Raw genomic sequence first — 10,334 nt, forward strand, 5'->3', positions numbered from 1 at the left:
CCGAGCTTGTCGCGGCAGTACAGCACCTGCACCGCGAACGCCTCATTCAGCTCCCACAGGCCGATATCGTCCATCTTGAGCCCGGTGCGCTCGAGCAATTTCGGGATCGCGAAGACCGGGCCGATGCCCATCTCGTCGGGCTCGGTGCCGGCGACCGCCATGCCGACATAGCGGCCGAGCGGGGTCAGGCCGCGCTTCTCGGCGAGCTTCTCTTCCATCAGCACGCTGGCCGACGAGCCGTCCGACAGCTGCGAGGCATTGCCCGCGGTGATGGTGAAGTCGGGGCCGAGCACCGGCTGCAACCCGCGCAGGCCCTCGATCGAGGTCTCGGGACGATTGCCCTCGTCCTTGGTGACGGTGACCTCGTGATGGGTGACTTCCTTGGTCTCCTTGTTGGTCATCGCCATGGTCGCGGTGACCGGCACGATCTCGGCGTCGAAATAGCCGGCCTGCTGCGCGGCGGCGGTGCGCTGCTGCGACTGGAGCGAATATTCGTCCATCGCCTCACGCGAAATATTGTAGCGCTTGGCCACGACCTCGGCGGTCTGCAGCATCGGCATGTAGACGTCCTTGTGCATCGCCAGCAGCTCGTCGTCGCGGCCGACGCGCATCTGCGGGGTCTGCACCATCGAGATCGACTCGACGCCGCCGCCGATCGCGATGTCCATGTTATCGACGATGATCTCCTTGGCCGCGGTCGCGATCGCCATCAGGCCCGAGGCGCACTGGCGGTCGAGCGACATGCCCGAGACGGTGACCGGCAGCCCGGCGCGGAGCAGGGCGAGGCGGGCGATGTTGCCGGCCTGGACGCCTTGCTGCAGCGCGGCGCCGAACACCACGTCCTGCACTTCGGCGGGATCGATCTTGGCGCGCTCGACCGCGGCCTTGATCGAATGGCTGGCGAGCGTCGGCGAGGGAAGGTTGTTGAACCCGCCGCGATAGGCGCGGCCGATCGGAGTGCGGGCAGTGGAGACGATGACGGCGGAGCGCATGGGCTTCTTCCTCTTGAAGCCCCTCCCCTTCAGGGGAGGGGTTTGGGGTGGGGGAGTGGGGGCGTGTCGCTGGAGACTCAGCCCCACCCCAACCCCTCCCTGAAGGGGAGGGGCTATTCCCGGGGATTAGACGAAAATCTGGCTGATCCATTCGGCGATCAAGGCGGGCTTTTCCTCGCCCTCGATCTCGACGGTGAATTCGTTGGTCTGCTGCCACTGGCCGGGGCGCTTCTCGATCAGTTCGAGCAGCTTGAAGCGACCGCGGACGCGCTTGCCCGAGCGGACCGGGGTGATGAAGCGGACTTTGTTGCCGCCGTAATTCACGCCCATCTTGACGCCCTCGATCTTGGGCTGGTCGGCGACCTTGGACGACAGAAGCGGCATCAGTGACAAGGTCAGAAAGCCGTGCGCGATGGTGCCGCCGAACGGGGTCATCGCCGCCATCTGCGGATTGACGTGGATGAATTGATGGTCGCCGGTCGCATCGGCGAACTTGTCGATCATCTCCTGGCTGACCTCGACCCAGTCGGAGACGCGCTCCGTGCCGATCTGCTCGGCAAGCTGCTGGATGGTGATCGTGTCGGCGGTGGTGGCCACGGGATTCCCCTAAATGTGTTGCAGCGCGGAAAAACCCTAGGCGCGCCCGGCCACGGGAAGCAAGCCCGACTTGACCGTAATTTTGAAGATCGGCGTTGACGCTACGTCATTCACTCTTGCGCCGAGCAGCAAAAGGGCGTGTCGCGCCGAACCGGACCTTCTAAAATCGTATTTCGTCGGGCGCGCCCGGACGCGACTCGGCCTTCAGCAAGGTGATCGTCGCGGCGAGGGAACGCGAACGGACCGCCGCAGCGACCCACGCCGCGGTTGGGGTGGCGGAATCCGTTTCCCGATGAACGGCGGAGGCGCAACCGGCTTGACGGGGCACGCGATTCGACGGCCTCCTGCCGCGGTCGACCGACTCGAAACAGGGGGCTGTTGGAATGCGGAAGTGGATGCCGGCGAGTGCGCTGGCGATTGCGATGGCGTGCGCGCCGATAACGTCGACCCGGGCCGATCCCGCGGCGCCGGGGGCGCCCGCCGACCCGACGGCATTCGAAAAGGGCCTGCACAAGCGCACCGGCGATGTCGTCGTTTCCGGCGCCGATGCGGTGCTTCATCTGGGCAGCAAATATTACTTCCTCGACGCCGCCGAGGCGAAGGACGTGTTGGTCAAGATTTGGGGCAATCCGCCCAGCTTCGCAAACGATGTGCTCGGCATCGTGATGCCCGCCGACAAGACCGTTCTCGACAACAGCTGGGGAGCGGTGATCACCTGGAACGGGACCGGCTATGTCACCGACGATGACGCCGCGACCGCCAATTACGACAAGGTGCTCGACGATCTCCGCGCCGGCGAGGCCGACGACAATGCCGAACGCAAGCAGCAGGGCTATCCCGGCATGCACATCGTCGGCTGGGCGCAGCCGCCGTCCTACGACAAGGCGCAGCATTCGCTGATCTGGGCACGGGATTTCAAGATCGACGGCGCGCCCGCCGACGCCCTCAATTACGACGTTCGCGTGCTCGGGCGCAAAGGCGTGCTGAGCATGAACATGCTGTGGGACATGCCGCATTTGTCGGAGGTGCGCGCTGCAGCGGCGGATTTCGGCAAGGTCGCCACCTTCAACAGCGGATCGACCTATGCCGAATATAATGCGTCGACCGACAAGGCGGCGGGCTATGGGCTGGCAGGGCTCGTCGCCGCCGGTGTCGGCGTCGCGGTGGCCAAGAAGTTCGGTCTGCTCGCGCTGTTGCTGATCTTCCTCAAAAAGGGGTTCGTCCTGCTGCTCGTGCCGCTCGCCGCGGGCTGGGGCCGGATCAAGCGGATGTTCCGTCGCGGTGGCGGCGACGACGGGGGTCAGGCGGGCGTGGCCTGAGGCGGCTCGACGGGATAGGTCATTCGACCGACCCCTCCGCATCACCTTCGGCAAGCGGCTTGTCGCCGCGCCGGCGCAAATCCGCGCGCAACACGGCGATCGCCCAATTGGCGGCGATCGCCATGTCGCGCGCCTGCATGTCCCACTGGTCGCGCATTTCGCGCCAGACGAACCCGCTCGACAGCAATTGGATCACGGCGATCGCCCGGCTGCGGTCGGGTTCGCCGAGCGCCGTGACCTCGTTTCCGAACATGCCGCGATAGGTGATGTCGCGTTCGACCTTGAGCTGATTGCGCATCGCCCGGCCTTCGGCGCTCGCCAGCGCGACGGTCATCGCCGCCGCGTTGCGGTCGAACTTGGCGAAGCGTGCCTCGAGCCCGCCGAGCAGGTCGTCCAACGTGTCGGGGATCTTCCCTCCGGGGCTCATCCGCACGCAGGCGGCGTGGCGTAGGGCGTCCTGGTCCGGGAAATAGCGGTAGACGGTGCGCCGCGACACCCCGGCGCGCGCCGCCACGGCATCGTGATTGAGATGGTTCCCATCGGCCATCAGTTCGAGCATCGCGTCCGCGATCCGGTCGCGCGTCTGGCTGTTGCTGGAAGAGGGTTCGCGAGGGGCGGGAACGGGGGCCATGGCGGCCTTCTTTAGCCATGGCACAAAAAGTGTCAAATTGTTGTTGACACATTTTGTGCCATTCGTAATTGTGGTCTCGACAAACGACTCGGGGAGACCGAAAATGTTGTTCCATCTGTCGATCGACGCCGACGATCCGCGGCATGTCGCCGAAGTGATCGCCGAATTATGGGGTGGCCAGGCCTTTCCCTTTCCGCCGGTGATGACCGGGAGCTGGGTGGCGATGGCCGGCGACGATCGCCGTACCACCGTCGAAATCTATCCGCGCGGCACCGAATTGTTCGAAGCGCCCGGCGACGCCGACGCGGTCGGCGCGATTTGCGACAGGCCCGGCCGCACCGCGACCCAGTTCGCGATGGCGACCGCGCTCGATACCGCCGCGGTCGAGGCGATCGCGGCGCGCGAGGGCTGGCCGGCCAAATATCGCAAGCGCGGCGGCATCTTCGGGGTGATCGAGCTGTGGATCGAAGGCCGCGTGCTCGCCGAAGTGCTGACGCCCGAGATGCAGCGCGAATATCGCGAAGGACTCACCATTTCGGGCTACCAGGCGATGCTCGCCAAGGGACCGCCCCCCGCCGTTCCTGCCTGAGTTCAGCCCGGCGCATCCTGGTCGCCGACCGAACGGTCCCCCGATGACGGCGGCGGCGCGACCTTGTCGTCGGGACCGCGGTGCGCTTTCTTGCGCTTCGGCCAAGTCACGCCCGAATCGGCCGCCGATATTCCGGTCTGCGCCGGATAGACCAGCGCGATGACTTCGTCCTGGAAGCGCTTGACGATCGCCAACCCGATCGAATGCCGCGCGTCGTACATGTCCTGGAACACCGCCGTCGGGGAATCGAACTCCAGGTCGAATTGATAGGCCTGCGGCACGAATGCCGCGAAGCCGGCACGGACGAACTTCTGGCCATGGTCCTCGACGATCTGCTTGAGCAGATGGGGCAACTCCTCGAGCTGCTCGACCGGCGTCGTCTGGATGACGTCCAGGGTGAAGATGACGCGGCGATATTCGCGGCGCGAATTGTTGACGATCTCGAAGTCGAGCAACTTCTTGTTGCCGATCACCCGCTCCTCGCCATTGGCGCCGCGGATGCGGGTCGAGCGCATGCCGATATATTCGACCGTGCCCGCCGATTTGTCGTAAGTGATCGCGTCGCCGCGCCGGAACGGGCGGTCGAAGATGATCGCGATCGCCGCGAACAGATCGGCGAAGATACTCTGCGCGGCGAGACCGATAGCGATGCCGCCGACGCCGAGGCCGGCGATCAGCCCGCTGACGTTCACGCCGAGATTGCCGAGCACCATGATCAGCGCGATCGCGAACAGGGCGAAGGTCACGAACAGGCGGATCAGGCCCATCGCATTGGCGAGCGTCTCGCCATGGTCTTCGCTCGCCGCGGTGCGATGCTCGATCGCGCCGAGAATGATCTCGCGCGCCCAGATCGCGCCCTGGAACACCGCCGCCACAGTGAACAGGAACCGGATCGCCGAAACCAGCGTGGCTGGGGGATGCGACGCTGCCGCGCCCGCCAGGACCAGTTCGGCGGCGGTCATCGCCATGAAGAAATTGCCGGTCTTGGCGATTGCGCGGCCAAACACCGAATACCAGCCCTTGCCGCTGGTATCGCGGCGGCACAGCCGGTTGCCGAGCGACTTGGCGAAATGCAGCAGCAGGAAGATCAGCACGCCGATGGCGATGGCGATCAATGCCTCGAGCCAATTGCCGATCAGCCAGTCGAACGTCTGGTGATAGAGGTTGCCGACATGCGACGGCAGGTCGGCGATCGGCGGCGCGGCCGTCTTGGGCGCGATATTGTTACTCATGAAATCGTCCTTCAGGCCGCCTTGCGTCGCGACCCTGTCTCGCCCGTCAGGAAGGCGATCAGACCGCGTTCGTAACGGTCGAGATAGCGGGTCGCGCGCGGCAGATCGAGATGCTCACGAAATGCCGCCTGGTCGCCCTTGGCGAGCGCGATCAGTGATGGATGGACATAGGATTTGCGCGCGATCGCCGGCGTGTTGCCGAGCGCTTCGGTGACCGGCTCGAGCATCGTCTTCAGGCCGATGTCGTGATCGGCGCGGGCCAGCGCCTCGAACGCGATGACGCTCGCGCCCCAGGTGCGGAAATGCTTGGCGGTGAAATCGTCGCCGGTCGCCTCGCGGATATAATCGTTGACGTCGGTCGAACTGACGCCGTGCGGCTGGCCGTCGCCATTGACGTACTGGAACAATTGCTGGCCGGGCAGGTCCTGGCACTTCTTGACGAAGCGCGCGAGGCTGCGGTCGGTGATGACAAGGGTCTTCATCTTGCCCGACTTGGCACGGTAGCAGAGCTTGAGCGTCTGGCCGCGGATCTCGGCATGGCGGTCGCGCAGCGTGGTCGCGCCGAAGCTCTTGTTGGCCTTGGCATAGCCCTCGTTGCCGACGCGCAGATAGCCGATGTCGAGCAATTTCACGATCGCGGCGACGGTGCGCTCCTTGCTGTGCTTGCGTGACTTGAGGTCGGCTTCGACCCGTGCCCGCAATTTGGGCAGTACCTCGCCGAACGCGGCGCAGCGGTCGTATTTCTCCGCCTCGCGCGCGGCGCGGAAATCGGGGTGATAACGATATTGCTTGCGCCCGCGCTCGTCCCAGCCGACCGCCTGGATATGGCCGTTAGGCTTGGGCGAGAACCAGGCATCATGATAAGCCGGCGGCAGGCCGATGGCGTTGAGACGGTCGATCTCGTCGCGATCGGTGATGCGCTTGCCCTCGGCGTCCCAATAGCCCCAGCCGTGCCGTACCTTGCGCCGGGTGATCCCCGGCATGCTGTCATCGCAATAGACGATCCGCGGCATTGGCTCTCCCTTCCGGACGCCTTCCGAAATGCGCGGATCATCGCTTCGTTCCGGAACGCCGGGGCGGAGCGACGGGTTGAGACGGCGATTTCCAAGGAGAATTGCCATGGCCGATTTGACCGACGCGCGGGTGCTGATGATCGCCACCGACGGTTTCGAGAATGACGAATTGTTCAAGCCGCGCCAGGCGCTGCTCGACGCCGGCGCCAAAGTGACGCTCGCCTCGATCGAGAGCGATCCGATCCAGGGCGAGAAAGGCGGGGAAAAGGCCGACACGATCACGCCCGACCTGACCCTGCGCGATGTGGATACCGAGGAATTCGATGCCCTGGTCATCCCGGGCGGCGTCGCCAATCCGGACAAGATGCGGGTGCAGGGCCGCGCGGTGCAGATCGTCGAGGAATTCATGGACGACGACAAGATCGTCGCCGCGATCTGTCACGGACCGTGGCTGCTGGTCGAGGCCGATGTGGTCGACGGGCGCAAGATGACCGGCTGGCCGTCGATCCGCACCGATCTCGAGAATGCCGGGGCGGACGTCGTCGATCAGGAAGTCGTGGTCGACGGGAAACTGATCACCAGCCGCAAACCGGACGACATCCCGGCCTTCAACAAGGCGATCATCGAGGCGCTGCAGGAGGAATTGGCGGAGGCGTGATTAAAATTCCGCCCCGGTCCGGGGAGGGGGACCGCCGCCGAAGGCGGTGGTGGAGGGGGCCCTCCACGAAGCCACATCCGGTGGGAGGGCCCCCTCCACCAAGCCGCTTCGCGCCTTGGTCCCCCTCCCCGTGCCGGGGAGGAATTACGGACCTCCCAGGGCCGATAACGACTCCGTCATCGCCACCGCCCAGGCCTGGCGTGGCGCGCCGATGGCGCTTGCCACCGTGGTCTCGACCTGGGGCTCGGCGCCGCGTCCGCGCGGCAGCCATATGATCGTCCACCACGACGGCCGGTTCGAGGGCTCGGTGTCCGGCGGCTGCGTCGAGACCGACATCCTGACCATTGCCGCCGAAGTCATCGCCGGCGCGCCGTTCCAGGTGAAGCGCTACGGCGTCGCCGATGCCGCCGCCTGGGAAGTCGGCCTGCCGTGCGGCGGCGAGATCTCGGTGATGGTCCAGCCGGTCGCGGCGGACGGCTTCGACCCCGAATTGTTCGACCGCATTGCCGAGGCGCGCGCGTCGGGCCATGGCTTGAACGTCGTCACCGATCTCGACACCGGCCAGTCGAGCCTGCGGCCGATCGAAGGCGCCGCCTTCGTCAATCGCTATGAGCCGCCGCGCCGCTTGCTGATCGTCGGCGCGGTCCAGATCGCGCAGGCGCTGACCGGACTCGCCCGCGAACTCGGCATCGCGACGACGGTGATCGATCCCCGCGCCCGGTTTCTCACCGAAGAGCGCTTCCCCGGTGTGGCGCTCGACGACCGCTGGCCCGACGAGGCGATCGCCGCGCTCAAACCCGATCCCGCCACTGCGGTGGTGACGCTGTCGCACGACACCAAGATCGACGATCCGGCGCTCCAGGCCGCGCTCGCCGCGCCGACTGGCTATGTCGCCGCGCTGGGCTCCCGCCGCAGCCATGCCGCGCGGCGGGAGCGACTTGGCGCGCTGGGCGTTTCTTCCAGCGACCTCGACCGGATCGATGCGCCGGCCGGGATCGATATCGGCGCGATCGGGCCGGCCGAGATCGCGCTGTCGATCGCTGCCGGCATGGTGGGAGCGCTGCATGATCGAGCCTGAGACGACCGCGCTGATCCTGCTCGCCGCGGGCAAGTCGGCACGGTTCGGCCTGTCCGACAAACTGACCGAAATGTTCCTGGGCCAGCCGCTCGGGATGCACGTCGTGACCGCATTGGAAGCGGTGCCGTTCGCCAGGCGTGTCGTGGTACGCGACGGGGTGAAGCTCGATTATGCCGAGCGCGGCTATCACGAGGTCCACAATACGCGGCCCGAAGAAGGGCTGTCGCTGTCGGTGCGGATGGGAGTCGAGGCGGCGCGCGCCCCGGGAATCGAGGCCGTGCTGATCACTCTGGCCGACATGCCGCGGGTAACGGCGGCGCAAATCTATCGCCTGTTCGACGCCGCCCACGGGCCCGAGTCGATCGTCGCGTCGAGCGACGGCGTGAATCCCAAGCCGCCGGTGCTGTTCGGCGCGCACCGGTTCGACGCGCTCGAACAATTGAAGGGCGAAGAAGGCGCGCGCGACCTCATCCTGGCCGGCCGCCATGTCGTCACCCATCCCGACGAATTGATCGACGTCGATACCGAAGAGGAACTGGACGAACTGATGGCCAAATTCGGCCAGGTGCGGGGGCGTCGCGAGAGCTGACCTTTTTTGGGGCTAAACTAATCCGCCCCGCGCACGATCAGCCTGATCGTCAGCGCCAAGGCGAACAGCGCCAGCACCACCGCGCTGCCGCCGACCATCCAGATCTTGCGCCAGTAATCCGCAGGATCGTCGGCCTTCGCGGTCTTCCGCCCATAGCGGCCGCGGGCGACGCCGGTGCGCAGTCCCTGCTGGACGATCCTCGCGCATCCCAGCGCCAGAGCGATCACCACGAGGTTCATTCCCCAGGCGATCGCATCGTGCGTGGTCATTCATGCCTCAAGGCATCGATCGGGTTGAGCGAGGCGGCGCGCCGCGCCGGAAAGAAGCCGAACACGACCCCGATCACGCCCGAGATCAGGAAGGCGATGACGTTGATCTGCACGTCGAACAGGAACGGCAATTGACCCAGGATCGACAACAGGATGATCGCCAATTGCCCCAATAGCAGGCCGATCAGGCCGCCCAGGCACGACAGCACCACCGCCTCGACCAGGAATTGCAGCAGAACCTCATTGGCCACCGCGCCGATCGCCAGCCGGATGCCGATCTCTCGCGTGCGCTCGGTGACCGACACCAGCATGATGTTCATGATGCCGATGCCGCCGACCACCAGGCTGATCCCCGCCACCGCGGTGACGATGTTGGTGAGCAGCGTCGTGGTACTGCTCAACGTGTCGGAAATCTGCTTGGTGTCGAAGATGTTGAAATCGTCGTCCTTGCCGCCGGTGATGTGGCGGCGTTCGCGCAACAGGTCGGTGATCGACGCCTGAACCTGCGTCGTCGAATAGGCTTCGTCGACGCCGACCAGGATCAGCCGGACGTCGGTGGTGCCGACCATCCGCCGCTGCACCGCCTTGATCGGCATGATCACGACATCGTCCTGGTCGCCGCCGAAACCCGATTGGCCCTTGGTCGTCAGGACGCCGATGACATCGCACGAAATGCCGTTGATCCGCATCCGCGTACCGACCGCGCGACCGGTCTTGTAGAGGTTGGTGTAGACCGTGCTGCCGAGGATGCAGACCGCCTTGCCGGCGGCTTCCTCGGCGGGCTCGAAATAGCGGCCGGTGGTCAGCGGCCAGGGCTGGACCTGAAAATAGCCGTCGGTGGTGCCGTTGATCGTGGTCGACCAATTCTGGCCTTCGTAGATCGCGGTGCCGGTCGATTGCGCTTGCGGCGCGACGGCGGTGACGCCGGTGATCTGTTTGGCGATCGCGTCGACGTCCTGCGGATCGAAATTGGGCGGCCGCGGCCCGCCGCCGCCGCGGCCGAAGCCCTGGCCGGGGCGGATCTGCAGCACGTTGGTGCCCAGGCTGGCGATCGATTTCTGGACCTGGAGCGTGGTCGCCTTGCCCAGCGTCACCATCGTCACCACCGCCGCCACGCCGATGACGATGCCGAGCACGGTCAGGAACGACCGCAGCAAGTGCCGCCGGATCGACCGGATCGCGAGGATGAAGGTGGTGCCGAGCATGTCTTATGCTCCTCCCCCTCGACGGCAGGGCAATCGCATATGGAAATTTTCGATTCCGATCGTACACGAAGAGCCCCGTTTGGATTCGAAAATTGCAGGTCGCCGACGCGTCGGATTCGAAACATGCGCCCGAGCATCGATTTCGCGCCATATGCGATTGCC

Annotated in this window: 12 protein-coding genes; 5 read left to right on the forward strand and 7 right to left on the reverse strand. The window is 65.7% G+C overall.

The window, feature by feature from the left end:
- Both ACTHJR_RS13485 and ACTHJR_RS13490 read right to left on the reverse strand, forming a co-directional pair.
- Positions 1–992, reverse strand: a 992-nt coding sequence (locus ACTHJR_RS13485; protein ID WP_440523751.1) for an acetyl-CoA C-acyltransferase, incomplete at its 3' end; no start/stop codon positions are given.
- Between the two features lie 126 nt (positions 993–1,118).
- On the reverse strand, positions 1,119–1,589 hold the full coding sequence (locus tag ACTHJR_RS13490) for a MaoC family dehydratase (RefSeq protein ID WP_440523752.1): 471 nt from the start codon (positions 1,587–1,589) through the stop codon (positions 1,119–1,121).
- 383 nt (positions 1,590–1,972) lie between these two features.
- Between ACTHJR_RS13490 and ACTHJR_RS13495 the strand changes: the two genes are divergently transcribed.
- Positions 1,973–2,908: a DUF2167 domain-containing protein gene (locus tag ACTHJR_RS13495; RefSeq protein ID WP_440523753.1), complete on the forward strand. Its 936-nt coding sequence runs from the start codon at positions 1,973–1,975 to the stop codon at positions 2,906–2,908.
- A gap of 19 nt (positions 2,909–2,927) precedes the next feature.
- Here ACTHJR_RS13495 and ACTHJR_RS13500 read toward each other — a convergent pair whose 3' ends face one another.
- Positions 2,928–3,539 carry a TetR/AcrR family transcriptional regulator gene (locus tag ACTHJR_RS13500; protein ID WP_440523754.1) on the reverse strand — a complete coding sequence of 204 codons (612 nt, stop codon included), beginning with the start codon at positions 3,537–3,539 and terminating at the stop codon, positions 2,928–2,930.
- 103 nt (positions 3,540–3,642) lie between these two features.
- Here ACTHJR_RS13500 and ACTHJR_RS13505 point away from each other — a divergent pair, with 103 nt between their 5' ends.
- A complete protein-coding gene (locus tag ACTHJR_RS13505; protein WP_440523755.1) occupies positions 3,643–4,128 on the forward strand; it encodes a hypothetical protein in 486 nt (161 codons plus the stop codon).
- A gap of 2 nt (positions 4,129–4,130) precedes the next feature.
- On the opposite strand, the gene ACTHJR_RS13510 is transcribed toward ACTHJR_RS13505, so the two are convergent.
- Both ACTHJR_RS13510 and ACTHJR_RS13515 read right to left on the reverse strand, forming a co-directional pair.
- On the reverse strand, positions 4,131–5,360 hold the full coding sequence (locus tag ACTHJR_RS13510; RefSeq protein WP_440523756.1) for a mechanosensitive ion channel family protein: 1,230 nt from the start codon (positions 5,358–5,360) through the stop codon (positions 4,131–4,133).
- A gap of 11 nt (positions 5,361–5,371) precedes the next feature.
- Complete coding sequence (locus ACTHJR_RS13515) at positions 5,372–6,373, reverse strand: DNA topoisomerase IB (RefSeq protein WP_440523757.1); 1,002 nt, start codon at positions 6,371–6,373, stop codon at positions 5,372–5,374.
- A 106-nt stretch (positions 6,374–6,479) separates the two neighbouring features.
- Between ACTHJR_RS13515 and ACTHJR_RS13520 the strand changes: the two genes are divergently transcribed.
- The 3 genes from ACTHJR_RS13520 (at position 6,480) to ACTHJR_RS13530 (ending at position 8,698) form a co-directional block, all read left to right on the forward strand.
- Positions 6,480–7,031, forward strand: a complete 552-nt coding sequence (locus tag ACTHJR_RS13520; protein ID WP_440523758.1) for a type 1 glutamine amidotransferase domain-containing protein — start codon at positions 6,480–6,482, stop codon at positions 7,029–7,031.
- A gap of 211 nt (positions 7,032–7,242) precedes the next feature.
- A complete protein-coding gene (locus ACTHJR_RS13525) occupies positions 7,243–8,109 on the forward strand; it encodes an XdhC family protein (RefSeq protein ID WP_440523759.1) in 867 nt (288 codons plus the stop codon).
- A complete protein-coding gene (locus ACTHJR_RS13530) occupies positions 8,096–8,698 on the forward strand; it encodes a nucleotidyltransferase family protein (RefSeq protein WP_440523760.1) in 603 nt (200 codons plus the stop codon). Before ACTHJR_RS13525 ends, ACTHJR_RS13530 begins: the two co-directional genes overlap by 14 nt.
- A gap of 17 nt (positions 8,699–8,715) precedes the next feature.
- Here the strand turns inward: ACTHJR_RS13530 and ACTHJR_RS13535 are convergent, their stop codons facing one another.
- Together ACTHJR_RS13535 and ACTHJR_RS13540 are read right to left on the reverse strand one after the other, a co-directional pair.
- Complete coding sequence (locus ACTHJR_RS13535; RefSeq protein WP_440523761.1) at positions 8,716–8,967, reverse strand: hypothetical protein; 252 nt, start codon at positions 8,965–8,967, stop codon at positions 8,716–8,718.
- Positions 8,964–10,172, reverse strand: a complete 1,209-nt coding sequence (locus ACTHJR_RS13540; RefSeq protein ID WP_440523762.1) for an ABC transporter permease — start codon at positions 10,170–10,172, stop codon at positions 8,964–8,966. Before ACTHJR_RS13540 ends, ACTHJR_RS13535 begins: the two co-directional genes overlap by 4 nt.
- Positions 10,173–10,334: the final 162 nt, after the last annotated feature.

Origin of the sequence: Sphingomonas sp., from assembly GCF_051962185.1 — a bacterium.
In the GTDB taxonomy this organism is placed as follows: Bacteria; Pseudomonadota; Alphaproteobacteria; order Sphingomonadales; family Sphingomonadaceae; genus Sphingomonas.

Excerpts from the sequence above, each read along its gene's own strand:
- ACTHJR_RS13495 (WP_440523753.1), top strand. The coding sequence starts at position 1,973 with ATGCGGAAGTGGATGCCGGCGAGTGCGCTGGCGATTGCGATGGCGTGC.
- ACTHJR_RS13500 (WP_440523754.1), bottom strand. The coding sequence starts at position 3,539 with ATGGCCCCCGTTCCCGCCCCTCGCGAACCCTCTTCCAGCAACAGCCAG.
- ACTHJR_RS13505 (WP_440523755.1), top strand. The coding sequence starts at position 3,643 with ATGTTGTTCCATCTGTCGATCGACGCCGACGATCCGCGGCATGTCGCC.
- ACTHJR_RS13510 (WP_440523756.1), bottom strand. The coding sequence starts at position 5,360 with ATGAGTAACAATATCGCGCCCAAGACGGCCGCGCCGCCGATCGCCGAC.
- ACTHJR_RS13515 (WP_440523757.1), bottom strand. The coding sequence starts at position 6,373 with ATGCCGCGGATCGTCTATTGCGATGACAGCATGCCGGGGATCACCCGG.
- ACTHJR_RS13520 (WP_440523758.1), top strand. The coding sequence starts at position 6,480 with ATGGCCGATTTGACCGACGCGCGGGTGCTGATGATCGCCACCGACGGT.
- ACTHJR_RS13525 (WP_440523759.1), top strand. The coding sequence starts at position 7,243 with ATGGCGCTTGCCACCGTGGTCTCGACCTGGGGCTCGGCGCCGCGTCCG.
- ACTHJR_RS13530 (WP_440523760.1), top strand. The coding sequence starts at position 8,096 with ATGATCGAGCCTGAGACGACCGCGCTGATCCTGCTCGCCGCGGGCAAG.
- ACTHJR_RS13535 (WP_440523761.1), bottom strand. The coding sequence starts at position 8,967 with ATGACCACGCACGATGCGATCGCCTGGGGAATGAACCTCGTGGTGATC.
- ACTHJR_RS13540 (WP_440523762.1), bottom strand. The coding sequence starts at position 10,172 with ATGCTCGGCACCACCTTCATCCTCGCGATCCGGTCGATCCGGCGGCAC.